Consider the following 24,535-nt stretch of genomic DNA (forward strand, 5'->3'; position numbering starts at 1 on the left):
GACCATCAAGGGGCACGCCATGTTCACAGGTATCATCACTGACGTCGGCACCATTGTCGAGCTCGAGCAAAAGGGCGACCTGCGGGCGCGGATCCGTACGGGATATGACACAGAGAGCATCGATATAGGGGCATCAATTGCCAGCGATGGTGTTTGCCTGACAGTGATCGCGCTGGGTGAGGATTGGTACGACGTGCAAATCTCGGCTGAGAGCGTGTCCAAGACCAATATTGGCCGCAATGGTTGGCATGCTGGTAAACGTATCAATCTGGAACGCGCCTTGAAAGTGGGCGACGAATTGGGCGGTCATATTGTGTCGGGCCATGTCGATGGCGTCGCCGAAGTGGTCGAGATGGTTGAAACAGGCGACAGCACCCGTGTCACGTTGCGTGCACCCGAAGCTCTGGCCAAATTCATTGCCCCTAAAGGCTCCGTTGCGCTGAACGGTACCTCGCTGACGGTGAACGATGTGCGGGGCTGTGATTTTGACATCAATTTCATCCCCCACACCAAAGAAGTGACCACCTGGGGGGACGTCAAGCTGGGAGCGCAGATCAACCTCGAGATCGACACGCTGGCCCGTTATGTGGCCCGGCTGGGCGAGTTTAACGCCAGCGCGTAACGTCCTGAAGAACGACTTTGGTTATACAACGGTCGCAGTTTGTAAGAAGTGGATTGAGACATGGATTTTGACTTCCAACCTTACATAATTGGTGAAACGCTGGTTGTTCGCCCGCTAAAGGCGGATGATTTTGAGGGGTTGTATCTGGCCGCAAGTGATCCCTTGGTTTGGGCGGGGCACCCGGCCAAGGACCGCCACGAAAAGGAAGTCTTCAGGCCATATTTCGATATGCTGCTTGCAACTGAGGCAACAGTTGTTGTGCTGGAAAAAAGCACAGGCAAGGTCATCGGCTGCTCGCGCTATTACGAGGCACCTACATCGGATCAGGACATTTCGATCGGCTATACCTTTCTCGAGCGCGCCTGTTGGGGCGGCACGGTGAACGCTGAGCTGAAATCACTAATGATGGGTCATGTGTTCAAATTCCGGCCCGAGGTCTGGTTTCACATAGATCCGACAAACATCCGCTCCCAAAAGGCCACCGCCAAACTGGGGGCAGTCAACATGGGCGAAGAGGAACTGGATTTGGGCTCCGGTGCTGCGCGCTGGATGTGCTTCAGGTTGACCAGTTCCGATTGTGAAGAGAAGGAAACGACATAGATGCGAGCCAGTTTACGTTTCAAAGCGATTGAGATCTGTAACAAGAAGATCGCCGCCAAGGGCGAGGGCGTAGGGCTGTCCTTCTACGCCTTCTTTGCCAACAAAAATGACAATCCCGAGCTGCTGATGGAGGCGGCGACATGGTGGATCGAAACGCATGCGCTGGATCATTTTGAAAAAGCGGTGAAGGTGCGTGAAATGATTGAGGCAGGGGAGTAGATTCCAGCCTGCAGACCTCAACCAGAGTAGCAAGTCCCACATCATCATCTCATTCTGTGTCAAAGCGGAAAAATCAGAGAGACGTAAATGGAAGACCACATCAAGCCTTTGGTCGATGCCTATAACGATGCAGCTGAAATGCAGGCCGTAGGGATGGTGAATGATCCCGCGATTGGCCAGGTCGCCCGCGAATTACAAATGCTGCAGGTGTCTACACCGCGCCCTGTCAAGCGGGAGGTGACCGTCAAAATTGCAGCCTCTTCGATGCATATTGACGAAATATATGCTGCGCAGGGGACTGCCCTTGGCCGGTTTTATGGCCCAAAGAACGTATCCCAATCCAACCCCGCGCGCATTGGGTCCTGTGCAACGGGCACGATTGTTGGACTGGGTGATGGGGCCGAAAACTTCAAAATTGGTGATAACGTCATCATAATCCCGTCGGAATATCCGCAGGCCGGGTCTTGGGCGACCTACCAGTGCTTTGATGAAAAATGGATCATGCACAAACCGGATCAGCTGTCGCATTTAGAGGCAGCGGCTGCGGTTATGGCGGCCTGCGTGGCTTGGGGCGCAATTGGATTTGCGAAGGTGAATGCGGGCGACAATTGTGTCGTGGTTGGCGCCTCCGGAGCGATCGGGGTCATGGTCTTACAATATCTCAAATCGCTTAACTGCCGGGTGACGGCGGTCTGCAGTGGCGCCAGCGAAGAATTTGTTCGCAGCCACGGCGCAGACCAGGTGGTCGATTATACGCAGGATGATTTCGGCGAGGTGTTTTCTGTAGGCAATGACCCTGTCGATGCAGTGTTTGACTGCGTGGGGGGGCGAGACATCGAAACCAGCGCTTTCAGGTGCCTTAAAAATAGCGGTACTTTTGTAACGGTGGTTGGTCCGCGTCAGTACATTGGCGAGGAAAAACTGTCTTGGCCTGCAGTCCTCAAGGTGATGTCGCATATCGGATGGCGCATGCTGGTGACACGTCTCGCCACCGGGCCAAAGTATAGTTTTGGCGCAAAGTTCCCCCGATTGGTTGTAGATGACGCGGTTGAGCAATTACTGGAGCACAACATTCGAATGCCCGTGTCTGCCGCCATTCCGTTTGAAATTGATGCAATCAGGGACGCTGTGCAAAAACTTGTGACGCACCGGGAAAAGGGGCGCATCGTCATTTGTTTTGGCTCTGATTAACAGGCGTCTGGAAAGGGCGGGAAACAGATTTGAAAGATGGCAGCTTCAGGTGATTGAGCGCTGCAAATCAAAAACACCCTAAAGACAAGACTGTCGACCTGTCGTTCTCTGCGTTTTGTCGCCCCCCCCATCATCTGTCTAAAACAGATCGTGTTGGGGGGGGAATTCGACGGTTTTCTGTTACGTGAGGTTAAACAATCTCAAGATCGTCTTCTTCGAAGTCTTCGCCGGCATCGACCTCAGTGTCGGCACTTCCATCGACAGTGAGCGCAGCAAGCAGGTCCTGGCCGTCACTGCTCTCTGAGGACTCATCAGTCAAAGAGCTGCCGTCGGTTGCTTCGTCATAAGCGGTCAGCAGTTCGTCGACGTCCTGAAATCCACCATCCGGCGCATCTAAGCGGAACACTTCTGAGAGATCACCATCATCATCGGTTTCATAAAACACAACTGAAGTAAGTGAGGATACTTCGCCGCCAATCTCGTCAGACACGAAATAATTCACATAGTTTTCAAATGTCGGTTCGGTTCCCTCCGGCAGCGACGGAATGCTATAGGGGTTTGGGTCGGGCTCTTCATCCAAGATGAATGTGCCACCCAGTGGATCGCCTTCGTCGGAAAACACTTCGCCAAAGAACACTTTTTCATAGGACGCTTCTTCGGGGTCTTCTGGATCCTCTGGATCATCGCTGACGCCCTTGATCGAACCTGCATCATTGGTGGCTGAAGTGGCGCGGATGCCAAAGATATCAATCTCATCTAGGCTGTCGATATCTAGGGAAACCGTAAGAGTATCGCCGTCTGTAAGGTAGGTTTCCTTATCAGATCCTTCGGTCCCCAGACCCGGATCGCTTAGCGCAACAGCCTCATCCCATTGCACATTCTCACCGTCGAGCTTGGCACCGTTCATGTTGAGTGGGCCGTCCAGAGATGCACTCGGTCCGGAGGAGTCATCATCTCCAAAATAGATCGCGTTTACATCCATGGAGCCTTCGGTCATTTGGATGTCCGCATAAAACGCGCCGGCTTCTTCGTAGACGGTAACCGTATAGGACAGTCCCTCTATCTCGTAATTAAATACCTTGGAATGATCTGACATTGGGCTCTCCAGTCCTCTTGAACGGGTCGCTACTATGAATTCACCCTACCGGTTCGCGCCTTTTGGAAAATTCACTTTGCGGTCAACTTGTCGACAAATTACTGTATTTGGGGGAAGACATCTAAGCTTTCCTTGGAAACAATCTGTGTCGATTGTTTTCGATTGCCATATGATTGTTAAAATCCGCACGTTAGATAGCTAATCCAGTTTACTATTGGGCGTTGGATATCGAGATTTATTGAGTTGTCGTTCTTCTGTAACGGTTGTCAGATCCGGGTAATCTGGACGTTGGAAATATTCAAGAATAGCCGTTCTTTACGCATTGTCGCCCTTGAGTTCATGTGCTCAAGTGCCTGTCGCTCACAGCGCGACTATTCTAGGGGAATACCAATTGACCAACCGATCCAGTAACCGAGATGCATTTGAAACCCGGGCTATTCATGCAGGCCAAGACCCCGATCCGCTGACAGGCGCAGTTGTGACACCGATCTATACCGCAAGTACGTTTGTGCAGGATGGCATCGGTGAAAATCGTGGCTTCATGTATTCCCGATCTGCAAATCCGACCCGTCTGGTGCTCGAAGCCTGTCTTGCGGACCTTGAAGGCGCGGCGACTGCCATTGCTTGCCCAACTGGCCTGTCCGCAGCCTCGACCATTCTGGAGCTGCTGGAATCTGGGGCGCATGTTATTGCACACCATGATGTCTATGGTGGTATTTACCGGCTGCTGGAGCTGGTGCGCAGCCGTAGCGCAGGTTTGGATGTTACATTTGTCAACTTTTCGGACCCTGATGCGGTTAAGGCGGCCATCCGTCCGGACACTGCCATGTTATGGTTTGAAACTCCGTCGAACCCGTTGTTGGAAGTGGTCGATATTGCCTTTGTGGTAGAGCAAGCCCGCAAAGTTGGGGCCCTGACGGTCTGCGACAACACCTTTTGTTCGCCCTATTGCCAGCGACCGCTGGAGATGGGGGTGGATATCGTGATGCACTCAGCCACGAAGTTCCTGAACGGACATTCGGATCTGCTGGCCGGTGTGGCAGCGGTTTCTCCCAACACAGATCCAGCGGTGGCAGAGAAGCTCAGGTTCTTGCAAAACTCGACCGGGGCTGTGATGGACCCAATTGCCTGTTCCACCCTGCTGCGCTCGCTCAAGACGCTACCATTGCGGATGGAACGTCATGCGGGGAACGCTATGGCCATTGCCGAGTTTCTGGATCAGAACAAGGAACGGTTGGGTATCACCAGGTTGACCTATCCCGGCCTTGCCTCACACCCACAGCATGAGCTTGCCAAGCGTCAGATGACCAGCTTTGGCGCAATGATCACCATGCAGCTGACCGGGGGGCAGGCCCGCGCCAACAAAGTTGCACAATCTCTGCGGCTGTTTGCCTATGCGGTCAGTCTGGGTGGCGTTGAAAGTCTGGTTCAGCACCCTGCGAGCATGACCCATGCTATCCTGCCGCCTGAACGGCGCGAAATGCTGGGTGTCACGGTCAACCTGCTGCGTCTGTCGGTTGGCATTGAACATGTCGATGACCTGATCGCCGATCTTGAGACAGGTTTGAGTGGTGTAGGCGCAGAGTAACCAGCCAAGCGTTGCGCAGCTGGCGTACACCCAGTTGAGGCAGGCTTAACCGGGCTATGGCAGGGTGCCTGCCAATCGCGATTACCGCTGGGCCTATCACCCCGGCACAGGAAACAGGGCCCCGGGGTGCGCCGGGGCGCATCTGATCTGGATCACGCACGGGGGCACTGCTCCCGTCCGCCTCCGCTTTGGCGACGTCGCCTTTTTATCAAGATGAACCGACATTTCTAAACAAGATGACCAACCGACGGGGCAGGGCCTCGTGGGGCGCTTCTGCGTGCCCGGCAGATTAGGTGTGGGGGTTAAGTCTATTAGGCGGTGCTGAACTGTGAAAACACATAATCGACGCCGCGATTTACCCCTGCCATGCCGTTACCGGGTCTGGCATTTTCCCCTCATCTGCACTATCTGCCCTTTGTACATGAGAGTCCCTGACTCCTGCCCATCGAAAGGCTGCCCTTATGAGCTTTGAAACCCCCGGTCCGGTCGAAACAGACCTGCGCGCTGCAATCAGCCCTATCGAAGAGATAATTGAGGATGCGCGCCAAGGCCGTATGTTCATTCTGGTTGATCATGAGGACCGTGAAAACGAGGGTGATCTTATCATTCCCGCTCAGCACGCCGATGCGGCAGCGATCAATTTCATGGCCACTCATGGCCGTGGTTTGATCTGCCTGACCCTGCCTGCCGCGCGGATTGATGAGCTGGGCCTGCCAATGATGGCGATGCACAATTCCTCGCGCCACGAAACCGCATTCACAACTTCGATCGAGGCCCGTGAGGGTGTCACCACCGGAATTTCGGCTGCTGACCGTGCTCTGACGGTGGCTACAGCGATCAACCCTGATCAGGGTGCTGCTGATATTGCGACCCCAGGCCATGTGTTCCCACTGCGCGCGCGCAACGGCGGTGTGCTGGTGCGGGCAGGCCATACCGAGGCTGGCTGTGACGTGGCGCGTCTGGCAGGCTGTTACCCCTCGTCAGTGATCTGTGAGATCATGAACGAAGACGGCTCCATGGCGCGACTGCCGGATCTGCTGGATTATGCCAAGACCCACGAGTTGAAGATCGGCACCATTTCCGACCTGATCAGCTATCGTTCGCGCAATGACAATCTGGTGGTAGAAACCTCGCGCGAAACTGTGACCTCTGAATTTGGCGGTGACTGGGATATGCGTCTGTTCACCGACCAGACCCACGGCATTGAACATGTTGTGTTGATCAAGGGCGATATCACGACGCCTGAGCCCGTTTTGTGCCGTACTCATGCCCTGCACGAAGCATCCGATGTGCTGGGGCTTGGTCCCAAACCAACCAGTGAATTGCCCAAGGCGATGCAACTGATTGCGGAAGAGGGGCGTGGCGTGGTTTGTCTGTTCCGGCAGCCTCGGAATTCGCTGTATGCGGTCGAGGACGAAGGTCCGCGCACCATCAAACAAACCGGCCTTGGCGCTCAGATTCTGTCCAAGTTGGGCGTCAACGAACTGGTGCTGTTAACCGATTCTCCCGAAACGCGCTATCTGGGTCTGGACGCCTATGGTCTGTCCATCACCGGCACACGCCCAATCCTGTCGGAGGCCTGATATGGCTGGTCACGAGCAACATTACATCATGCCACGCGCGCAGTTCGACAAACCGGTCAAAGTGCTGATCGTGGTGTCGCCTTATTACAAAGACATCGCCGACAACATGGTTGCCGGCGCTGTTGCCGAGATCGAAGCCGCGGGTGGGACTTACGATGTTATCCAAGTCCCCGGTGCGCTGGAAATCCCTACAGCCATTGGTATTTCCGATCGTGCGTCCAATTTTGACGGCTACGTTGCGCTGGGCTGTGTGATCCGCGGCGAGACCACTCATTACGACACAGTCTGCAACGACAGCAGCCGCGCTATTCAATTACTTGGCCTTCAGGGCTTGTGCATTGGCAATGGGATCCTGACGGTCGAAAATCGCACTCAGGCCGAAGTGCGCGCCGATCCCAAGGATCAAAACAAAGGCGGCGGAGCTGCTGCGGCGGCCTTGCATCTGATCGCCTTGGGGCGTAAGTGGGGCGCCCAGACCAAGGGCGTTGGCTTCAAGGCCCGCTCGGACGCCATTATATTGGCCGAAACCAGCAACGGACCCAAAAACGCATGAGCACGGACAGCCAAGGTGGAGCCCTGAACAAGGGACTTCAGAAACGTCAGATGAAATCAGCAGCGCGGCTTTATGCGGTGCAGGCTTTGTTCCAGATGGAACACAGTGATCAGACATTTGACGCGGTGATTGTCGAGTTTCTCGATCACCGTTTTGGGGCTAGCTACGACGGTGCAGAAATGGCCGAAGGCAATGCCAAGCTGTTTCGCAAGCTGGTCGAGGATGCCGTCAATCATCAGGCGGTTATCGACCAGATGACCGACCGCGCGCTGGTGGCCAAATGGCCAATCGCCCGGATCGACCCAACCCTGCGCGGTTTGTTCCGCGCTGCTGGTGCAGAGCTGACCCAGGCGGACACTCCGCCCAAAGTGGTGATCAACGAATATGTCGATGTGGCACGGGCGTTTTTCCCGGATGGCAAAGAGACAAAGTTTGTTAACGCTGTACTGGATCACATGGCGCATGAGGCCAAACCCGAAACGTTCTAACGCTCGGTGAACTCTTGGAAATAGCGTCTTCGCGTCATCTATTGATGCAGGCCTTTCGGTATTCGAAAGGCCTGTTTTGTTTGATATCTGGTTTGGGGTCAGGGCCGGCAAGCGGGCTGAAAATTCAAGACAATTTCTTTATGAGATCTCGTCGAAAGCCTTAGTCTTTGAGTTGCGCGGTCAGAGAGGTCTTAATTGCAGTCAACATATCAATTCGCGAGACTGGTTTTGTCAGCCGAATATCACCCGAGTATGGTTCGTTGTTCTGGTCAATCGCTTCGTTTTCGTAGCCAGACATGAAAACTACGGGTAGATCGGGAACAAATTCACGAACTGCACGGCTCAATGCGCGTCCCTTTAGGGTACCTGGCATCATGATATCCGTCAAAAGAAGATCGAACCGAGGATCAGCCTTAAATAGTGCAAGGGCCTCGTCACCAGTTTTGGCGGACGTCACGAGATAACCTGCTTTTTCGAGCGTCTTCACAAGTATCGACAGTACCATCTTATCATCTTCAACAACCAGTATTTTCCGTCCGTCGCCCAACAGGTTTTTTATTTGGATGGTGTCTTCCACCAGGCCTTCGTCCTCCTCTAGGTAGGCCTTGAAGTAGAGCTTGAAAACCGTTCCTACGCCTGCTTCAGAAGTGACCTGAACGGTCCCGCCCGACTGTTGCATGAACCCAAAAACCATCGACAGGCCAAGGCCTGCACCTTTGTCAGGGGGTTTGGTGGTAAAGAAGGGTTCAAAGATACGCGCTACTATTTCCGCTGGAATGCCGTGCCCGGTATCGCTGACAGCCAGCATGATGTATTGACCTGGAGCAACCTTTTTTGGGTGTGCGTCCAGAGAGGCCTCATCCAACTGTACGTTCTGAGTTTCAATGGTCAGCTTGCCGCCATCAGGCATAGCGTCTCTGGCGTTTACCAGCAGGTTCAAAAGAGCGCTTTCGGTCGAACTAACATCAACCATGGTGGGACTTAACTCTTCCGACAGTGATGTTTCGATTTCGATATTCGATGGTAAGGTGCGCCCAGCCCAATTGCGGGTCTCCTCCACCAACTTGTTGAGATCAATCACACTGGGATCCAGGCTTGCCTTGCTTGCAAAGGCCAACATGCTACGTGTCAAATCGGCCCCGCGCTGAGCTGCGGTAAGGCAATTATCTATCAGGGACAGATGGCCTTCATTGGTTTCTTCTTCGCGTAACATCTCTAGGCTGAACATGATTGCCGCCAATAGATTGTTAAAATCGTGCGCCATACCACCCGTTAGCTGACCAATGCTGTCAAGCTTCTGGGCGCGGTCAGCTATTTTCCTTTGGGCCTCCAGCTGCTCTTGTGCCTGGACTTCTTTGGTTACATCGAGAACAAACCCGTCTGTATAGGTGTATCCATCTTTGTGTTTGTACGCTTTTGTATTGGTCTCTAACCATTTTTGTTCGCCTGCAAACGTGGTGATCCTGAAGCGAAATGAATAGGCTTCAAAATTCTCCAGCGCTTTGCGTACTTTCTTGGAGAAATCTTTTATATCGTCAGTGTTCACCATGGGTTCTGTAAGGCCCCTGATGTCGCACATGTCTTTTGCTGAGACTCCCCAAATCTCTGCAGTCTGCGGGCTTGCGTAGACAACTTTTGGGAAATTGGTGTCGTGGTAAGGAAATTCTGAACCATCAAACCTGCGGCTAATTACAGCGCCGGGTAAATTGGAAATAATCCGCTCTAGACGATCTTCAGCTTCAGCTCGTTCTCTCTCGGCCTGACGTCGTCTGGTAATATCGCGAACCACCAGAACCATTTCGCCGGATCCAGAGAGAGGGCAAAGATGTGCCTCGCGATCCCGCCTCTTTCCCTCCAGATCTATGTGGTATTCCCAGGTCACAACATCCTGCGCGTCATGTTGCTTACGCATGTGTTCTTTGAACAGGGCGGATGGCGCAGGCGGTAGGATATCGGAGACGTTACTGCCAATGTAAGCAACAGGGTCATCGATAAGGCTAACCCCCGGGCGAACTCGATAGCTCAGAATAGTTCCCTGTTGGTCGATGAGAAAATAGTTGTCAGGCAGCGCGGCAAATAGAGCGGACAGCTGCACGGTGCGCTGGTCCTTATCCGAGCCGTTGAAGTCAGGTTTATTGTTGGCCTTCTTTACCATTCCACACCTCAAATACCTGCCATCGGACAAGCAATCAGATTGGCAGCACCCTAAATGAAGCTATCCTTTTCATCTCTTTCTTCCTGCACGCACAAATGAAGCTCTCCAATATATGTTAACCCGTATTGCCCAAGGTCAAGTTCAGCACGCGTGTAGATGGGGCATGGTGTCCGGGGCGGAACGGCTGCAGGCAGTAACATGATGCCGTTCGCCATGAGACGAAGGGGAGAGCTGTGTTTTGCGACAATTGCCGAGATGGGTCTGCAGATCTATGAGAGAACTCTACTGGTGATCCTTCAGCAGTTTATTAAGCGTTTCACGGGTGTGGTCATCAAGCTGATCTAAATTTACAGTCATGCGCCGACCATCCGCCGTGGTTTCGCTAAGCGGTGCGCGGTTGCGACCGGGGTCCACTACATAGGGAATGACCTCGCGGGCTATGCCCTTGAACCGCATCGGGGGCAACTGGCGGGCACTGACGATGTCACGGACATGGGCGTAGGTCTCGTAACTCATGACGATGCCCCCTGGCTCAGCCGAGGCTTCTAGCCGCGCTGCGAGGTTCGCTTCTGCACCTATGATGGTGTAATCCATCCGGGCTTCTGAGCCAAAGTTACCGACGTTGCAGTAGCCGGTATTGATACCAATGCGGGCACGAAATGGATGTTCGATGCCCTGCGCCCGCCATTGGCCCGCCAATTCACCCAAACGCTCTTGCATTTCCTGTGCCATACGCAGGCAGGCGCGAGCGTCTTCAGATGTGCCTTTTGTTTCGGGATCTCCAAAAAAGGCGACAATGGCATCGCCGATGAACTTGTCGATAGTTGCGCCATGTTTCTCGGCAATCGCTGACATTTCGCTGAAATACTCGTTCAGCAATGCCGTCAGCTCTTCTGGCTGCAGGGTTTCTGTCGTCTGGGTGAAATCCTTGATGTCCGAGAAAAACACAGTCAGCTTTTTGCGTTCAGTGGAGATCGACGCATCACTCTCGCCGGAAAAGATGGAGCGATAGACCTGTGGTGAAAGATAGCGCGAGATCTTCATCGAAATGCCGGCCAGAAACTCGTTGTTCTGCGCCAGCTCTTCACTTTGCGACTTAAACTTGGCGGCCAGACGCAATTGATATCGGGAGAACAGGATGCCAAAGGTTCCTGCCGCGATCATGTAGAGCAATAGATACTTTAGGGCTAAAAGGTTCGACGCAATGGGTTGGCGAACGGTGAAAGACTGCATGCCCAGAATGTCACTTTGCTGCAGGTCAGACGAGGCTGCGCCTGGGCTTTCTGACTCACAATCGGCGCAGTTTTCAACTATAACAACAGGGGTAACCATGGATACGGCGTGATCCCATGGACTATCGTCGGCCTTGAAGAAAATGTGATCATCGGGAAAGCCATTGCGGAACCTGTCCAGGGCTCTTTTTTCGGCTTCGGATAATTCGGAAGGCGCGTGATCGGCATAAGGCGTATCCGTGAGAAAGCGATATTCGAAATTGAAGCCTTGGTGGTCCTGATCCGAGTTGATCATTTCGCCCAGCTCAATCGAAAGAGAGTCCAGATGTGGAATGGACCCTTCGTCTTCGTGGTGATCATGTTTGGCTACGGTTGGTGAATCCGAAGCCAATTGGTCGATGACATTGTGTGTGTAGTAGACGCGTAGGTTGTCCATGACAGAGTGAAGCGCGGCGGTCTGACGACGGATACTTTGATCTGTTATCGCCATAACATCGAGCCAGACAGCAAGCGGAAGAGCAAAAACGGCCGCCGTGACCAAGGCCGAAACGAGATGAGGATACTTGAGAAGCAACTTGCTAATGCGTTTCACTGACTGTCCCTCTTTTGGTGCGCCTGCGGCACTTGGTCAGAGTATAACGAGTGGAGCGACAAAATCCGCCGAAATTTTCTTATTTGGCTAGACCTTGGTCTGCAGAGTGCTAACCTCTAATCTGCTAAACGGAGACACATAAATGCCTAAGCTGATCACGCTCTATATTCGCAATGTGGCCATTGGGTTTGCCATCGCGGCGGCCTTTGTTGGGATGCTGTTGTGGTTCAATGTGATGAACCTGTGGCATCTGGTATCTACCAGTGATGCGGGGCTGCTGGCGGTGTTTATCCTGTGGTTCATGAATGGAATTGTGTTTGCCGGTGTGCAGTTTGGCTGGGCGGTGATGGCACTGGCTGAAAAGGACAGTGGCCCTCGTGGTGGTACACCTGCTGCGCATGAATTTCTGGCCATTCCGGTGCCTGTTAAATCCTCTGACCGAAAGCCGCAGCATTTTCGCAACCGCTAATTCGGTCGCTGCACAAGCTCAAGACCACCTGACCCGATTGAGCCTATGCTCAGGCCGTTGAGACGCTATGCGGCTTTGTTTCTGACCTGTTTTTTTTGGGGGGGGCTGATCCCCATAGTCGTTGCAAGAAGTGCCGCTTCAGTTGTGGTCAGCATCAGGCGAGAGCTGTGCATCTTCTGTGTAGCCGGGACAATCTGAGCGATTTCCTCCCTTGCCTGAAGGCCAATCAATCCTTTGGCCACGTCACCAAGATACAGGCTCTCAGTCGAAAGACCGTCTGCAAGTAAAACGTCGTGCTGCGCCAATAGAATATGGTAGTACGTCACCGATTTTCGGTTTTCGATGTGGATTTTCGTATTGTTTATTAGTGATTTGGCCGGAACCCAGACCTCATTTTCGCCAAAATGCAGATCGGCTTGTTTTGAGCTGAGCATTATTCTGTGCTGTTGGGAAACGACCAGGGTTTGTTCGTTGTCGAGCAGACCTGGATTGATCACAACGGGCGCTGACTTTCCTACGCCCAGAATGGTCCGCTTACCCATCCACAGTATCTTTTGCGGACCATTGTCCAGCGTTGTGACCATGTGCCCGGGCCGCAGATCATCCACGCGCGCTGATCCGCCCGGCGTTTTGAGACATGTACCGGCTGCAAAGCATGGATATAGGTAGCTATCGGAATCTTGTTCAGATGTATAAAAACCGGGCGGGTTCGAAGCGCCGCCATTGTCCCAGAACCATTGCTCCAGATCAAAATTCGGCGTCCACATCATCTGATACAGCTCGCCAGTGTTCGAGTTGATTCCTTCGAATACAATCGCGCCTTGTTCAGTCCCGAGATAATCACTCCGAATGATCATGGCATCTTCCATCGTGCCGCCACCGTGACCACCCCAAGTCAGGTCATAAGTCTCGCCCACTTCGAACAGGGCTGGATTGTCGTCCCCCATGTTTGACGTGATTGTTAGATCGGATGTTGAATTCGGAGGATAGTCAAAGGTGCTATAATAGGAATCAAAATTGACATTCGTTCCACTTGATGCGGCGAATTCATAGTCAGGTGGTGTGAAAGTAAAAATTGACATTTGGTTATCTCCTGAGAGGCCAAAGTGTCTGATTTACATTTCGATTCCGTGAATTTTTATTGTGTTTTTTTGATACATCTTCACAATCAATAAGCACCAAGAAAGTGCTCGTGAATTGGTGTAGGTGTGGCGGGACCACCAGAGTTCAACCGTCAGACATTTGATTCCCGAGGACCTGTATGTACAGGTGGGCGCCAGGTAATTAGACCAGGATCCAAACAGAGCCAGCTCCCTTGGAAATGCTTAAGGCCACTGGAATGCTTGCCTGTCACGAGAGGGGCAGAACCCGCCACGCCCCTATTTAGGCGCTGACGGGAGCTACGACAAGGGGTCAGGCGGTAACTTCGTGGATCGAGGCCCGCATCCGGCTGATATGATCGTCCCAGCCTTTATCCAGGGCCAGCATCAGATCAAAGGCTTCGGCCTGTTGTGGTAGGCCGCTGTGCTCCAGCGCCAGCCGGGTGCCGCCAGCCACTGGGGTCAGTGTCCATTTCACCAGGCTAACCGCGTCGCCCATCGGTTTGACGGTGAACGAATACTCCAGATATTCCGGCGGATGGGCCACCAGAACTTCACCCCAGATCAGTTTGTCGCCGCTTTCAGTGCCATACATCGACAGCGGTTCACCCTGCTTCAGCGGGACTTTGGGGGCGTGGAACCAAAGCGCCAGTTTGTCTGGATCCGTCAGGTATTCCCAGACAACTGTTGGTTCAGCTTTCAGGTAAATGGATTTGTTCAAGGTCAGGTCAGTCATTGTATGTCCTTTTCAATAAGCGTTTTCAGGGCGCCAAGACGGTCATCCCAGAAGGTGTCAAAGTAGTTCAGCCAGTCAAAAACCGGCGCCATGCCGTCAGGGTTCAGTGAGTTGATCCGCTCGCGTCCATTGGCCTGGATGCGGATCAGGTTGCCCTCGTGCAGGATGGTCAGGTGCTTTTTGACCGCAGGGCGGGTGATGTCGAATTGCTCGGACACCTCGCCGATGGTCATGTCGCGGGTTGCTAAGAGTTGCAGGATATCGCGGCGGGTTGGGTCGGCCAGAGCCCGGAAGGTAAGTTGGGACATGTCAGTCTCTCGCGTTGATATGAAACCATTTGGTGTCTCTTTTGTATGATACCAAATGGTATCACGTCAAGCGCGATCAGCTATTGCCTTTTGTTCATGAAATGTTCACATTACCAATCATGACCGCAGATCTGCAGCCCGGACAAAAACTAGCACGAGGCGTGGCGCGCTATCTGCTGAGCTTGGGCTATGTTTCGGTTGAGGAATTTGTCCCAGCAAGAGGGTTGCGGGTGGATGTGATGGCGCTGGGTCCAAAGGGGGAGATCTGGGTGATCGAATGCAAATCCAGCCGTGCGGATTTTCAGTCCGACAGCAAATGGCAGGGATATCTGGAGTGGTGTGACCGGTACTTTTGGGCAGTGGATACGGAGTTTCCAACCGATCTGTTACCTGAGGGTACTGGGCTGATTATCGCGGATGCCTATGATGCCGAGGTGATCCGTATGGCCCCAGAAGACAAGCTCGCAGCAGCACGGCGCAAAAAGCTGACGTTGAAAATTGCCCGTGATGCCGCCCGGCGATTGCACTGCCTGCGTGATCCTCGCCCCGGTCAGGACAGTGGGTTGATCATGCGCGGAAATGATGGGGCCTAACAGGGCGCTCTCCGGGCATCTGACTATGATCACCAGATGCCCGAATGTGTTCTTAGTTGCTTATTAGGGCGTCAGGCGGCCTCTGCGTTGACCATTGGAGGAAACTGTTCCAACTGAAAACGTCCCATCAGTTCGGACAGTTTCACGGCGTCCGAATGCAACAAATGACCTGCGGCGGTAGCTTCTTCCACCATGGCGGCGTTTTGTTGGGTCACCTGATCCAGCTGGGATACACCAGTGTTGATTTCCCCCAACCCGGTTGATTGCTCAACGGCGCCTTCGGCGATGTTGGAAATCAACTGCGAAATATGGTTGACCCGTTGCACAATGTTGCTGATGGAGTCACCAGCTTTGCCAACAAGACCAACCCCGTGATCTACCTGTTGCGAACTTTCGGTGATCAGCGTTTTGATCTCGGTCGCAGCGTCTGCTGAGCGCTGCGCAAGCCCTCTGACCTCGGACGCAACCACGGCAAATCCCTTGCCTGCATCGCCAGCACGGGCCGCTTCGACCCCGGCATTCAGGGCCAGCAGGTTGGTCTGAAATGCGATGTCATCGATGACGCTGATAATCTGAGCAATCTGGGCGGATGACGCCTCTATGGCAGTCATTGCAGAGACGGCTTCTTTTACGATCTTGCCGCTGCTTTCTGCCTCAGTACGTGCTTCACCCATCGTGTTTTCAACGTTGCGCGCACCTTCGGCTGCTGATGTGACCGAGACTGTCAGTTCTTCCAGCGCGGCGGCGGTTTCTTCCAGAGTTGCAGCCTGGCTTTCCGTGCGGGTGGACAGGTCATCAGAGGCGCGGCTTATTTCCATAGCACCGTTGTTGATGCTGTTGGTCGATTCCATAACTTGTTCAATGGTCTCTTTTAGAGTGCCCAGAGTGGTGTTGAAATTCTCTCGCAGCTGGTCATATTCTGCGGGGAAACTCTCTTCGATGGTGCAGTCTAACCGCCCGCTTGCCATTTCGCCTAGGTGTTCACCAACAACAGCAACAACATGTTCCGCGTCTTTCTGGCTCTGGGTCGCCATGGCTTGAGCTTGTTCAGCAGCGACGGCCTGTTCACGCGCGGTGTCTTGTTGGCGTTTCAGTTCTGCGTCGGCTGCATTGCTTTTCAGCATGCTGATCAAAAGCACCCCGGATTCCAAAAGAACGATGACCGCGTGCAGGACTGTCCGCTCGAGGTTCTGCATCATGTTACCACTGGGGTAGACCAGTTTGGGCAGAAGCACGCTGAATGAAATATGGTGCAAAGCAACCAATACCGTTGCAAAAATCAAGGCACGCGGATTGGAGAGCGTGGACACGATTGCCAGTGTGGCAAAGAAGAGCATATGTGCATCAAGCTGCCAAGCATGGCCGCTCAGCGATGCGGTAAACAGGATACCGTGTCCGACGAAACAGAAACTCAACACGTAGTCTCGGGTCGAATGAGGCATCATCTTTGAAGCATAGGCCAAGCCACCAAGTGTCAGGCTTAGGACAGCAAACAACATCCAGTTTGCAGAGCCATTCAGGTAGAACGCTGCAAGAGCAGGGGCAGGCATCATCAACCAACTTGAAATTTGTTGAATTCTGCGTTCGCTTGCAAGGTGGGGTGTTGGGGTGTCCTGATTTCCCGTTGCGGGAGTCAAATTGAACATAGTTCTAAAACCTTTTTTCCATCGATGACCAGCCAAGCTCCGTTTGAGTAAAGGCGGTCGACACTTTGAGCGTTGTCTAACGCAACAAGGATTCCGAGAGGTGCGCGCGCTGGCGCAATTTCCTGCAAACCCGCCTGAGCGGCGATCTGTGCAGCATTTCCGCCCCAGGGCGCGGCAATCACCAAGGCAATGTCACCCGCTTGAGGCCTTCCCTGAGAGAGCAGCGCCAAAATTGGTGAGCTGATCACAAGAGCCGCCGCGGCTGTGATTAGAATGGCATTTGACATTGCGTTCCCTTCAAAATGGAGCCTTGCAGGGAAAACGTTTTGAAATCGTTTAGAACGGTGACAAACTTCGGTCGTTAATTTGTTAAAGTTTTAAAAGGCAAGACAATCAGAGTTTTGCCTAACTCGTGGCCAGAATTTGTGGGTTCTTTGCAGTAACAACCCTGTTGGCTATAGCTGTCATTGGCCTCAACGTTGATGTGGAATTCACAGACGTTGAAACCGCAATTCGGCAAAAGCTATAGGGGCAGGTAAACAGTTTTGGTTTGTCTTTAGACGAACTGCCATGCAATCGAAATGCCCACAAGCCAGGGCAAAGGGATCTGGGGACTGGCCACATCCTATTCGGGCCGAAACCCGATAGAGTGGTGATCCGGATGTTGGCTTTAGCCTTTGACCTGACGGGCGGCTTGTGCAGCAGCGCGGATCTCTTCGGCGATTTCGTCAGCTTCGTCGGGATCGAAATCCATTGGAATCTCTACCCCACCGGCCTCGATAAAAATGCGCACCATACCGGCATCGGTTGGGCCAATTTGCATATTTGCCTCGATGTCACGTTCGCTGTTGATACCCATTTTGCACTCCTGAGGTCACTGGTGGCTGATTGCAGGTGCTACCGCGCGCACCATTGAAAGACAAGCATGCTTCGGTGTTTGATAGCATATGGTTGATGTGAGTTTACGCCGATTCGTTGCTGGCGATTTGCACTGGCTGGCCGCGCGCCACCAGGATCTATATGCGCGCGAGGAAGGGTTTGATGCCAGCTATGGCGAGCTTATAGCTGGGGTTCTGCATCATTTTTGCAGCGCGCATGACCCACTATGCGAAAAAGGGTGGGTTGCCACCAAAGGTTCACAAAGGATCGGCAGCATCTTTTGTATCAGAGAAACCGGAGAGGTTGCCCGTTTGCGGTTGTTCCTACTTACCCCTGAGGCCCGTGGTCAAGGATTGGGGCAACGCTTGTTGCGCGACTGTATGGGGTTTTCGCGACAAGCGGGGTATCGCGAGATGGTACTGCGGACGCACAAAAGCCGTCGCAGCTCTGGGTCATTGTACCGGGCATTCGGTTGGCAAAAGACCGAAACCAAACCCGTGTTTTCTTTCGGAGTAAATTTGATTGAACAAACTTGGCGTGTTATGCTTTAAGCCCCTTGCATTTGCCTGGGGGGTTGGCTAAATCGCCCTCAGTGCCGCCTTAGCTCAGTAGGTTAGAGCGCCTGATTGTGGATCAGGAGGTCCCCCGTTCGAGCCGGGGAGGTGGTACCACTTCACTTAAGAAGTTTCAGAAAATGAGCCAGCCAGTACGTTTACTGCGCGAGATCAGTTTCCTGTGGTTGTCGTTGTTGTGCTGCTACTGCTGCCGGCGACAACGACCAGAGTTGTCACGACTGCTACTAGCCCGACCTCTACAGCAGGGGTCAGCCCGGTTCCCTGTAACTCGTTTGGGAGCGATTCATTGGTGACGTTTTGCCGACATGTCACCTGTAATAGTCCACCGGGAATATACTGGGCAGATACGGGTGTTCCAGCGCCGCAGGCTAAACGAGATTTGGCTTCGTTCAACGCCTGATCCAACCCCTGTGCATTGACTGTTTGAGCTGTTGCCATTACGGCTGCGCCAATCACAATAGCATTAATATATTCCTTTAACATAATTCTCACCCCTCATTGGCGGTTATTAGGTTATGATAGCCGGGAAACTGCATTGTGGTAATCACCGTTATTTGTGTTGTTCTCCAACTTTCGCTTTGTTGCCGTTTGTTTCACGGGAATGGATCCATTTTGATCGAGGCGACGTTGGTTTGTTGTTGGCGTAATGAGGAGTTTGGGTCATGTCGAAACGTTTTCATTTGGTTGGGCTGGCACTCGCTGTCCTCTCTGTTGGTCACTTGCCAGTAGGGGTGCTGGCGCAGGGAAGTCTCAATGTTTTATATACAGTTGTGGTTCCTGCCGGAGATTTTGGCTCCATCAATTTTACCCGCGAACTCGTTTCCAGTCTGGCATCAGCCAAGGTGTTCTGCGGTGGAATAGACAAGGCGGCGTACCGGGTTGATTGCCTGGCTGAACGGCTGCAAGTTGTGTCTGAGACTATTCCCGAAGGCAGCGATTACGATGAAGTTCGTCAGGTCTTGAACGAAACATCAGCGGATTTGGCCCGGCTGGCGCGCACAAATAGGGACCCGAACCTGCCATCAGCACCGGCATCGCGTCGCACTGATTCGTCAGATCGGACGACACGGGCTCTCACGCCTGTTTCCAGTTCGGCACAAGCTGAGGTTGGGCGGCAGGCGATTGCCATTCTTGAACAGGCGCAGACACAGCTGCTGCGCAGCGCTGAAGGGTCCAACAGCCGGTCCATTCAATATGCCCAGATTTCTCAGGCTATAGATTCAACCAAAGTGCTGTTGCGATCATAATCGTATAGGCTGGTCTTATTCGATAGGCATGGTTTGACGCAGTTCACCGCTGCCGACGTCCAGAAGCAGGATTTGGTCGTTGCCACTGACAACTGCAATCCAGCCTTTGCCAAAGGTCACGGCGGTGGGGGTGGTATCCCCCTTCACACAACTGAAGTTTCAAAGATGCTACATCTGCTCATTATCGCGCCGTCAGCACATGAGGGTATGCGCTGGTTTAACTGGTCGTTGCTTCGGAATTCCAAGTTTCAGTGTGACATAGATCTAGCTGAAATCTTCGGGGATGTAGGATTTCAACAGCCTCTTGAAAATACCTCGATCTCTTAATGAGTTTGTCGATTGTTTAAGCCGCTCTCTTGCTTCGGGCGAGACTTGTCCTTTGGCGCAATGCAGCCACAGTGAGGACTGCAGGAAGGGTAAGATGCCGCCGATATCTTGTTGATCCATTTCTTCGGAGTGGAGATAGAAGAAAAGGCTGATTTCGGAACCAGCAATTGCGTCAACGCGACCAGCCTTTAATAAGCGTACGCTTTGCTCGTAGCCCGTTGTCAGCACGCGTTCGATTTTCGGGTCTGTAGAAATGGGGAATTTCCGGAAGCTCCCGCGCGGTATTGCGAGCCGCTGTCCGTGCAGGTCTTCGATTTTTGAGATGGGAAGCCCCGCTCGGGTGACAACCGTACCATCGAATTTGTCCAACACCTCAGCTATTGGAATAAAGTTCTCTTCGCTCCATGGGGTAAGAGCAATTACTGCGCAGTCGGTGACGCCATGTTCCAGATTTTTCAGAGCCCGGGCAATCGGTAGGATTTCGTCGGTGATTGAGACATTGGCCTGTTCGGCTATCATCTTGTTGATTTCGACGATCAGACCAGGGCGACCACTGGAGTCATCGCGCAAGGCATAGGGAACCAGATCCATGGTCGCAAAGTCGAGCTCCTGTGACTTTGCCGGATTACCAAGTAATGCGAAGCAAATTATGGCAAAAAAGGCTGACAGCTTCTTGGTTTTGATCATCTGCAACTCATTCATTTCGAGCTTTGTTCGTATCGAAGCTTATGGCTTCATTTGCACATGTTGTGTCCATCTGCGCGATGAATCAAGCAGTGTTCACGGTGAGGCCTAAAAGTGCAGAAAGACGCGCGCCTGTTGGGTTGCTTTAGTCGATGTCAATTGTCTGGCGAAGTTCGCCGCTGGTGGCATCCATGATCAGGATGCGATTGTCATTACTGACCACGGCGATCCAGCCGTTGCCAAAGGTCACGGCTGTAGGTGTGGTGCCATCGGGCAGGGTGATGTTTTCGGGAAGTGTCACGCCTTTATCAGACAAACGGATGACAAGCAGGCTGATAACCACTACAAGCCCGCCAATCATGACCGCGGTGAGCGTGGTCACCAGCCGCCGCAGGAATTTCAGCTGTGGTGGCTCTTGGATTTCGGGTTCGGAAGGACGTGTCATGGGCAGCCGCCAAATTGAGTTTGTCATTGCGGATAATCCGCCTAACCGGCTTGATAAGGCGCTTTCGCGAGATGTGCCAGCAGAAGCAACCCTGTCGCGCACCCGGCTGGCCCGGCTGATTGTCGCTGGTTCCGTCACTGTGGATGGCGTTGTGGTCGATGATCCCAAGGCCAAGGTGGCCGAAGACGCGGTGATTGTTGTCAGCGTCGAGGAAGCCGAAGACAGCCATATTGGTCCTGAAGATATCTCATTGGATGTTGTCTATGAAGATGATGATCTGATTGTGGTCAACAAACCGGTTGGCATGGTGGTGCACCCGGCACCGGGCACGCCGTCGGGTACCTTGGTGAATGCGTTGTTGCATCACTGTGGTGAAAACCTGTCAGGGGTAGGGGGCGTGAAACGTCCCGGTATCGTGCACCGTATCGACAAGGAAACCAGCGGGTTGCTGGTGGTGGCCAAGTCGGATGTTGCGCATCAGGGGCTGGCAAAGCAGTTCGAGAAACACACTGTTGAACGCTACTACCGGGCCATTTGTTACGGTGTGCCGGATGCCAACGATCCCCGTCTGCGCGGGATCAAAGGCACCAGTTTTGAGCCAGGCAATATTCTGAAGCTGACCACCCAGCTGGCACGACACAAGCATGACCGCCAGAAACAGGCGGTGATGTTTCAGGGCGGGCGCCATGCGGTGACGAGGGCACGGATTGTTGAACCCTTTGGCAACCCGGGCGTCGTAGCCTTAGTTGAATGTTGGTTGGAAACGGGTCGTACTCATCAGATCCGCGTGCATATGGCCCATGCAGGCCACGGGCTGGTGGGCGATCCGACCTATGGTGGTAAACGCAAGCTGGCAGCCAAGTCACTGGCCCCGGCGGCACACGACGCATTGCGGGCATTTCCACGTCAGGCATTGCATGCAGCGGTATTGGGGTTTGTGCATCCGGTTACCGGTGAGGAAATGCGGTTTGAAGCGCCAATGCCGGAAGACATGGAAGCGCTGATGGTGAAACTGCGGCTGTCGGCTGGGGCTTGATTTCAGAACCTCGCGGCTAAAATGAACCGCTTCGGGCAGAGCCTGAAGCGGGGATGAGGGTGAGCATCCTGTAAACTATGGCGGTTAGGCTTGGGGAGCCTCGTCGACATTGACGATGTTGGTTACAGTCTCGCGAAAATAGTCAACTTGGCCGTTGCTCTCGTGAGACAAGATAAGGGTCACACTCGTGCAGATACGCCCGCGCACCCCGTAAAAGAACTTTTGCTCAAAGGTGGTGAACATCCAGCCGTCTTGCGGCAGCGCCTGGGTTGTGATTGCCAATGCTTCGGTGCCTTTTGGAAAAATGTCAGAGGCCAAACGGGTGAGAATTTGGCCAATGTCTTTCATACCTTTGCCGACTTGCCAGCTCGCGTCTGATTCATCGCGAAAGTGGTCGATGCGAAAGTCGATGTCAGGCGCCATATAGCTGATCAGTGTAGGGTCGTTGGCGACAAACTTGCGCAGTAAACTTTCAATGGCGCTGGTAGGGGATTGGTTCGGGAGCATTGAGACATTCCTTTGGTTGTACTTGGAGTAATCAAAGAAGTGGCAGAACTTTCAGATATAAGATATTCTGGCATCAACTATAGGCAGCATAGGCATTGGCTATGTTGGAATTGACACCGTTGAAGTATTTTCTGAGCGCTTTTGAAACCGGTTCGTTCAGCCATGCGGCCAAGGCAAATGGAGTGAGCCAGCCGACGATCTCGGCTGCGATCCAAAAGCTGGAGGTGCTGGTCGGGGGCAGTTTGTTCCATCGTCATCGACGCGGGTTGACTGCGACCCCACTGGGCGATCGGCTTTATGCCGAAGTGTCAGGAAGCGTTGCCCAACTCAGCGGGGTGGTACATCGACTACAGCCAGAGACCCGCCGCGATCTGCGGATATATTGCCACCCGGATGTGCTGATTACCCCGTTTGCAGCAGGGATAAACTTGCTGAAGCGGGCCCACCCAGAGCTGTTCCTTGGCTTTACGCCGCATGTTGACGAGGCTGATTTGGCGTTTGTTTGTGATGGATGTGCTCCGGAGAGCCATACGTTTCAGCCGCTGCGCCGTGATCCCTATGGGGTCGCACTGAATCGGCAGCATCCGCTTGTTGACGGGGAGAGCGTCGATCTTGCCGAATTGGCAGGGGAGGCGCGGATCCACCGCCCGTATTGTCCCAATGCCGACAGGTTGCCGAGCGAGCCCGAGCTGCCTCCCTTGCCGCTGGCCCAAGCGGTTCATGATCAACAGGTCCTGGACCTTGTGGCGGCGGGGCTTGGCATTGCCTTTGTACCGATGTCGCACGACGGTGCACATGCACATGTCGTTCTGCGACCCTTGCGCAATGCACCGCAGGTCTTTCGAACACTTGGGATATCCGCCCGAAAGACCGTATTTGCGCGCGACTGCGCACAGTTCTTGATTGAAGTAATGCAGTAGCCTGAGAGCAGAGCATGATCTGGCAACTATTTGCACATCCCTGTGAAGCAGGTCACAGACGGTGTTTCCCGTGATAGGGTATCAGAAAGTAACAGCACCCCTTGAAAGGGACACAATGCTGACCCATATGCTGACATGTTAAGTCCTTATACATTAGGGAGAGGCACACCAAATGGCGAACTATAAGAACCTACCGGCCCCAACACCCGAAGGCGGTCTAAACCGCTACATGCAGGAAATTCGTAAGTTTCCGCTGCTGGAGCCAGAAGAAGAATACATGCTGGCCAAGGCCTGGGTGGAAAAGGAAGACAGCGGTGCGGCGCACCGCATGGTCACCTCGCACCTGCGGTTGGCGGCAAAAATTGCTATGGGATATCGTGGCTATGGGTTGCCCCAGGCCGAAGTGATTTCAGAGGCCAACGTTGGACTAATGCAGGCTGTTAAGCGGTTTGACCCGGAAAAGGGTTTCCGTCTGGCGACCTATGCAATGTGGTGGATCCGTGCCTCGATCCAGGAATACGTCCTGCGCTCGTGGTCGATGGTGAAACTGGGCACAACCTCGGCGCAGAAGAAGCTGTTCTTTAACCTGCGTAAAGCCAAGGCCCGTATTGGTGCGTTGGAAGATGGCGATATGCGCCCCGAGAACGTCAAGCGGATCGCCACTGATCTGGGTGTGACCGAGGCTGAGGTGATCTCGATGAACCGGCGGATGTCGGGTGGGGATGCGTCGTTGAATGCCACGGTTGGGTCCGAAGGCGAAGGCACCATGCAGTGGCAGGATTGGCTGGAAGACGAAGACGCTGATCAGGCTGGCGACTATGAGGCACGCGACGAGCTGGAGGCACGGCGTGAGCTGCTGGCAGCAGCGATGGATGTGCTGAACGACCGTGAGAAGGATATTCTGACCCAGCGGCGGTTGGCTGAAAAAGCCAAGACGTTGGAAGAGCTGAGCGGGCAATATGATGTTAGCCGCGAGCGGATCCGTCAGATTGAGGTGCGCGCTTTTGAGAAGCTGCAAACCAAGATGCGTGAATTGGCGCAGGCCAAAGGTATGTTGGCCACAGCCTGATCCGGGTGCATCGATGTTGGATAGAAAAGGGCGGTGCAATAGCATCGCCCTTTTTCATGCCCGTTCTCAATTCTA

29 protein-coding genes and 1 tRNA gene are annotated in these 24,535 nt (G+C 53.5%); 16 read left to right on the forward strand and 14 right to left on the reverse strand.

The annotated features are described in order from the left end of the window. The first annotated feature begins 19 nt into the window (after positions 1–19). The 4 genes from GO984_RS10550 to GO984_RS10565 all read left to right on the forward strand — a co-directional run bounded on the left by GO984_RS10550 (position 20) and on the right by GO984_RS10565 (position 2,632). Positions 20–622: a riboflavin synthase gene (locus tag GO984_RS10550; protein WP_138162221.1), complete on the forward strand. Its 603-nt coding sequence runs from the start codon at positions 20–22 to the stop codon at positions 620–622. A 60-nt stretch (positions 623–682) separates the two neighbouring features. Then, positions 683–1,222 carry a GNAT family N-acetyltransferase gene (locus GO984_RS10555; RefSeq protein WP_157022494.1) on the forward strand — a complete coding sequence of 180 codons (540 nt, stop codon included), beginning with the start codon at positions 683–685 and terminating at the stop codon, positions 1,220–1,222. Further along, positions 1,223–1,441: a DUF6500 family protein gene (locus GO984_RS10560; RefSeq protein ID WP_157022495.1), complete on the forward strand. Its 219-nt coding sequence runs from the start codon at positions 1,223–1,225 to the stop codon at positions 1,439–1,441. A gap of 87 nt (positions 1,442–1,528) precedes the next feature. Then, on the forward strand, positions 1,529–2,632 hold the full coding sequence (locus GO984_RS10565; RefSeq protein WP_157022496.1) for a quinone oxidoreductase family protein: 1,104 nt from the start codon (positions 1,529–1,531) through the stop codon (positions 2,630–2,632). A 190-nt stretch (positions 2,633–2,822) separates the two neighbouring features. Here the strand turns inward: GO984_RS10565 and GO984_RS10570 are convergent, their stop codons facing one another. Next, a complete protein-coding gene (locus tag GO984_RS10570) occupies positions 2,823–3,728 on the reverse strand; it encodes a hypothetical protein (protein WP_157022497.1) in 906 nt (301 codons plus the stop codon). 391 nt (positions 3,729–4,119) lie between these two features. Between GO984_RS10570 and GO984_RS10575 the strand changes: the two genes are divergently transcribed. The 4 genes from GO984_RS10575 (at position 4,120) to nusB (ending at position 7,940) form a co-directional block, all read left to right on the forward strand. After that, on the forward strand, positions 4,120–5,316 hold the full coding sequence (locus tag GO984_RS10575; RefSeq protein WP_157022498.1) for a trans-sulfuration enzyme family protein: 1,197 nt from the start codon (positions 4,120–4,122) through the stop codon (positions 5,314–5,316). A 461-nt stretch (positions 5,317–5,777) separates the two neighbouring features. Continuing rightward, on the forward strand, positions 5,778–6,899 hold the full coding sequence (ribB, locus tag GO984_RS10580) for a 3,4-dihydroxy-2-butanone-4-phosphate synthase (RefSeq protein WP_157022499.1): 1,122 nt from the start codon (positions 5,778–5,780) through the stop codon (positions 6,897–6,899). Position 6,900: 1 nt separating this feature from the next. Then, positions 6,901–7,452: a 6,7-dimethyl-8-ribityllumazine synthase gene (locus tag GO984_RS10585; RefSeq protein WP_157022500.1), complete on the forward strand. Its 552-nt coding sequence runs from the start codon at positions 6,901–6,903 to the stop codon at positions 7,450–7,452. After that, complete coding sequence (nusB, locus tag GO984_RS10590; protein ID WP_157022501.1) at positions 7,449–7,940, forward strand: transcription antitermination factor NusB; 492 nt, start codon at positions 7,449–7,451, stop codon at positions 7,938–7,940. Before GO984_RS10585 ends, nusB begins: the two co-directional genes overlap by 4 nt. Before the next feature lie 160 nt (positions 7,941–8,100). Here nusB and GO984_RS10595 read toward each other — a convergent pair whose 3' ends face one another. Next, positions 8,101–10,095 (reverse strand): hybrid sensor histidine kinase/response regulator, encoded by a 1,995-nt coding sequence (locus GO984_RS10595; protein WP_157022502.1) that lies wholly within the window; start codon positions 10,093–10,095, stop codon positions 8,101–8,103. A gap of 282 nt (positions 10,096–10,377) precedes the next feature. Next, positions 10,378–11,919, reverse strand: a complete 1,542-nt coding sequence (locus tag GO984_RS10600) for an adenylate/guanylate cyclase domain-containing protein (protein ID WP_167740293.1) — start codon at positions 11,917–11,919, stop codon at positions 10,378–10,380. A gap of 142 nt (positions 11,920–12,061) precedes the next feature. Between GO984_RS10600 and GO984_RS10605 the strand changes: the two genes are divergently transcribed. Next, entirely contained in the window at positions 12,062–12,388 is a 327-nt protein-coding gene (locus GO984_RS10605) for a hypothetical protein (protein ID WP_157022503.1), read from the forward strand. A gap of 65 nt (positions 12,389–12,453) precedes the next feature. On the opposite strand, the gene GO984_RS10610 is transcribed toward GO984_RS10605, so the two are convergent. The 3 genes from GO984_RS10610 to GO984_RS10620 form a co-directional block, all read right to left on the reverse strand. Further along, the gene (locus GO984_RS10610; protein ID WP_157022504.1) at positions 12,454–13,470 is read right to left on the reverse strand and encodes a Hint domain-containing protein; all 1,017 of its coding nucleotides are present in this window, start codon (positions 13,468–13,470) and stop codon (positions 12,454–12,456) included. Positions 13,471–13,801: 331 nt separating this feature from the next. After that, positions 13,802–14,224, reverse strand: coding sequence for an SRPBCC family protein (locus GO984_RS10615; RefSeq protein ID WP_157022505.1), 423 nt, complete (start codon positions 14,222–14,224; stop codon positions 13,802–13,804). Then, on the reverse strand, positions 14,221–14,532 hold the full coding sequence (locus GO984_RS10620) for an ArsR/SmtB family transcription factor (RefSeq protein ID WP_138162208.1): 312 nt from the start codon (positions 14,530–14,532) through the stop codon (positions 14,221–14,223). The genes GO984_RS10615 and GO984_RS10620 overlap by 4 nt, the downstream gene beginning before the upstream one ends. 119 nt (positions 14,533–14,651) lie before the next feature. Here GO984_RS10620 and GO984_RS10625 point away from each other — a divergent pair, with 119 nt between their 5' ends. Next, positions 14,652–15,125 carry an MmcB family DNA repair protein gene (locus tag GO984_RS10625; RefSeq protein WP_157022506.1) on the forward strand — a complete coding sequence of 158 codons (474 nt, stop codon included), beginning with the start codon at positions 14,652–14,654 and terminating at the stop codon, positions 15,123–15,125. Positions 15,126–15,196: 71 nt separating this feature from the next. Here GO984_RS10625 and GO984_RS23930 read toward each other — a convergent pair whose 3' ends face one another. The 3 genes from GO984_RS23930 to GO984_RS10640 all read right to left on the reverse strand — a co-directional run bounded on the left by GO984_RS23930 (position 15,197) and on the right by GO984_RS10640 (position 17,630). Continuing rightward, positions 15,197–16,771: a methyl-accepting chemotaxis protein gene (locus tag GO984_RS23930; protein ID WP_157022507.1), complete on the reverse strand. Its 1,575-nt coding sequence runs from the start codon at positions 16,769–16,771 to the stop codon at positions 15,197–15,199. Further along, a complete protein-coding gene (locus GO984_RS10635; RefSeq protein ID WP_157022508.1) occupies positions 16,759–17,058 on the reverse strand; it encodes a hypothetical protein in 300 nt (99 codons plus the stop codon). The genes GO984_RS23930 and GO984_RS10635 overlap by 13 nt, the downstream gene beginning before the upstream one ends. A 383-nt stretch (positions 17,059–17,441) precedes the next feature. Continuing rightward, the gene (locus GO984_RS10640; protein ID WP_157022509.1) at positions 17,442–17,630 is read right to left on the reverse strand and encodes a DUF6324 family protein; all 189 of its coding nucleotides are present in this window, start codon (positions 17,628–17,630) and stop codon (positions 17,442–17,444) included. 88 nt (positions 17,631–17,718) lie between these two features. On the opposite strand from GO984_RS10640, the gene GO984_RS10645 reads away from it, so the two are divergent. Together GO984_RS10645 and GO984_RS10650 are read left to right on the forward strand one after the other, a co-directional pair. After that, positions 17,719–18,201, forward strand: a complete 483-nt coding sequence (locus GO984_RS10645) for a GNAT family N-acetyltransferase (RefSeq protein WP_157022510.1) — start codon at positions 17,719–17,721, stop codon at positions 18,199–18,201. Positions 18,202–18,244: 43 nt separating this feature from the next. Further along, positions 18,245–18,321: transfer RNA gene (locus GO984_RS10650), tRNA-His, on the forward strand. A gap of 54 nt (positions 18,322–18,375) precedes the next feature. Here GO984_RS10650 and GO984_RS10655 read toward each other — a convergent pair. Beyond that, positions 18,376–18,708 carry a hypothetical protein gene (locus GO984_RS10655; protein ID WP_157022511.1) on the reverse strand — a complete coding sequence of 111 codons (333 nt, stop codon included), beginning with the start codon at positions 18,706–18,708 and terminating at the stop codon, positions 18,376–18,378. Positions 18,709–18,887: 179 nt separating this feature from the next. Here GO984_RS10655 and GO984_RS10660 point away from each other — a divergent pair, with 179 nt between their 5' ends. Next, positions 18,888–19,472: a hypothetical protein gene (locus GO984_RS10660; protein WP_157022512.1), complete on the forward strand. Its 585-nt coding sequence runs from the start codon at positions 18,888–18,890 to the stop codon at positions 19,470–19,472. Between the two features lie 15 nt (positions 19,473–19,487). Here GO984_RS10660 and GO984_RS23625 read toward each other — a convergent pair whose 3' ends face one another. From GO984_RS23625 to GO984_RS10670, 3 genes are all read right to left on the reverse strand, one after another. Next, on the reverse strand, positions 19,488–19,619 hold the full coding sequence (locus GO984_RS23625) for a DUF6476 family protein (protein WP_245231073.1): 132 nt from the start codon (positions 19,617–19,619) through the stop codon (positions 19,488–19,490). 117 nt (positions 19,620–19,736) lie between these two features. Beyond that, positions 19,737–20,486, reverse strand: a complete 750-nt coding sequence (locus GO984_RS10665; protein ID WP_167740294.1) for a substrate-binding periplasmic protein — start codon at positions 20,484–20,486, stop codon at positions 19,737–19,739. A 142-nt stretch (positions 20,487–20,628) separates the two neighbouring features. Next, positions 20,629–20,928 carry a DUF6476 family protein gene (locus GO984_RS10670; RefSeq protein ID WP_157022514.1) on the reverse strand — a complete coding sequence of 100 codons (300 nt, stop codon included), beginning with the start codon at positions 20,926–20,928 and terminating at the stop codon, positions 20,629–20,631. On the opposite strand from GO984_RS10670, the gene GO984_RS10675 reads away from it, so the two are divergent. Next, complete coding sequence (locus GO984_RS10675; protein ID WP_157022515.1) at positions 20,927–21,964, forward strand: RluA family pseudouridine synthase; 1,038 nt, start codon at positions 20,927–20,929, stop codon at positions 21,962–21,964. The genes GO984_RS10670 and GO984_RS10675 overlap by 2 nt on opposite strands. Positions 21,965–22,048: 84 nt before the next feature. On the opposite strand, the gene GO984_RS10680 is transcribed toward GO984_RS10675, so the two are convergent. Further along, positions 22,049–22,471: a hypothetical protein gene (locus GO984_RS10680; protein ID WP_157022516.1), complete on the reverse strand. Its 423-nt coding sequence runs from the start codon at positions 22,469–22,471 to the stop codon at positions 22,049–22,051. Between the two features lie 101 nt (positions 22,472–22,572). Between GO984_RS10680 and GO984_RS10685 the strand changes: the two genes are divergently transcribed. Both GO984_RS10685 and rpoH read left to right on the forward strand, forming a co-directional pair. Then, positions 22,573–23,391: a LysR family transcriptional regulator gene (locus tag GO984_RS10685; protein WP_157022517.1), complete on the forward strand. Its 819-nt coding sequence runs from the start codon at positions 22,573–22,575 to the stop codon at positions 23,389–23,391. Between the two features lie 172 nt (positions 23,392–23,563). Continuing rightward, positions 23,564–24,460, forward strand: a complete 897-nt coding sequence (gene rpoH, locus GO984_RS10690; RefSeq protein WP_157022518.1) for an RNA polymerase sigma factor RpoH — start codon at positions 23,564–23,566, stop codon at positions 24,458–24,460. Positions 24,461–24,535 lie beyond the last annotated feature (75 nt).

Origin of the sequence: Parasedimentitalea huanghaiensis, assembly GCF_009753675.1 — a bacterium.
Lineage (GTDB): Bacteria > Pseudomonadota > Alphaproteobacteria > Rhodobacterales > Rhodobacteraceae > Parasedimentitalea > Parasedimentitalea huanghaiensis.

Coding starts and splice junctions, on each gene's coding strand:
- rpoH (WP_157022518.1), top strand. CDS start 23,564: ATGGCGAACTATAAGAACCTACCGGCCCCAACACCCGAAGGCGGTCTA.
- GO984_RS10595 (WP_157022502.1), bottom strand. CDS start 10,095: ATGGTAAAGAAGGCCAACAATAAACCTGACTTCAACGGCTCGGATAAG.
- GO984_RS10565 (WP_157022496.1), top strand. CDS start 1,529: ATGGAAGACCACATCAAGCCTTTGGTCGATGCCTATAACGATGCAGCT.
- GO984_RS10605 (WP_157022503.1), top strand. CDS start 12,062: ATGCCTAAGCTGATCACGCTCTATATTCGCAATGTGGCCATTGGGTTT.
- GO984_RS10675 (WP_157022515.1), top strand. CDS start 20,927: ATGGGCAGCCGCCAAATTGAGTTTGTCATTGCGGATAATCCGCCTAAC.
- GO984_RS10615 (WP_157022505.1), bottom strand. CDS start 14,224: ATGACTGACCTGACCTTGAACAAATCCATTTACCTGAAAGCTGAACCA.
- GO984_RS23930 (WP_157022507.1), bottom strand. CDS start 16,771: ATGTTCAATTTGACTCCCGCAACGGGAAATCAGGACACCCCAACACCC.
- nusB (WP_157022501.1), top strand. CDS start 7,449: ATGAGCACGGACAGCCAAGGTGGAGCCCTGAACAAGGGACTTCAGAAA.
- ribB (WP_157022499.1), top strand. CDS start 5,778: ATGAGCTTTGAAACCCCCGGTCCGGTCGAAACAGACCTGCGCGCTGCA.
- GO984_RS10655 (WP_157022511.1), bottom strand. CDS start 18,708: ATGTTAAAGGAATATATTAATGCTATTGTGATTGGCGCAGCCGTAATG.
- GO984_RS10585 (WP_157022500.1), top strand. CDS start 6,901: ATGGCTGGTCACGAGCAACATTACATCATGCCACGCGCGCAGTTCGAC.
- GO984_RS10625 (WP_157022506.1), top strand. CDS start 14,652: ATGACCGCAGATCTGCAGCCCGGACAAAAACTAGCACGAGGCGTGGCG.
- GO984_RS10560 (WP_157022495.1), top strand. CDS start 1,223: ATGCGAGCCAGTTTACGTTTCAAAGCGATTGAGATCTGTAACAAGAAG.
- GO984_RS10635 (WP_157022508.1), bottom strand. CDS start 17,058: ATGTCAAATGCCATTCTAATCACAGCCGCGGCGGCTCTTGTGATCAGC.
- GO984_RS10550 (WP_138162221.1), top strand. CDS start 20: ATGTTCACAGGTATCATCACTGACGTCGGCACCATTGTCGAGCTCGAG.
- GO984_RS10645 (WP_157022510.1), top strand. CDS start 17,719: ATGGTTGATGTGAGTTTACGCCGATTCGTTGCTGGCGATTTGCACTGG.
- GO984_RS10665 (WP_167740294.1), bottom strand. CDS start 20,486: ATGATCAAAACCAAGAAGCTGTCAGCCTTTTTTGCCATAATTTGCTTC.
- GO984_RS10610 (WP_157022504.1), bottom strand. CDS start 13,470: ATGTCAATTTTTACTTTCACACCACCTGACTATGAATTCGCCGCATCA.
- GO984_RS10640 (WP_157022509.1), bottom strand. CDS start 17,630: ATGGGTATCAACAGCGAACGTGACATCGAGGCAAATATGCAAATTGGC.
- GO984_RS10670 (WP_157022514.1), bottom strand. CDS start 20,928: ATGACACGTCCTTCCGAACCCGAAATCCAAGAGCCACCACAGCTGAAA.
- GO984_RS10680 (WP_157022516.1), bottom strand. CDS start 22,471: ATGCTCCCGAACCAATCCCCTACCAGCGCCATTGAAAGTTTACTGCGC.
- GO984_RS10620 (WP_138162208.1), bottom strand. CDS start 14,532: ATGTCCCAACTTACCTTCCGGGCTCTGGCCGACCCAACCCGCCGCGAT.
- GO984_RS10660 (WP_157022512.1), top strand. CDS start 18,888: ATGTCGAAACGTTTTCATTTGGTTGGGCTGGCACTCGCTGTCCTCTCT.
- GO984_RS10685 (WP_157022517.1), top strand. CDS start 22,573: ATGTTGGAATTGACACCGTTGAAGTATTTTCTGAGCGCTTTTGAAACC.
- GO984_RS10570 (WP_157022497.1), bottom strand. CDS start 3,728: ATGTCAGATCATTCCAAGGTATTTAATTACGAGATAGAGGGACTGTCC.
- GO984_RS10555 (WP_157022494.1), top strand. CDS start 683: ATGGATTTTGACTTCCAACCTTACATAATTGGTGAAACGCTGGTTGTT.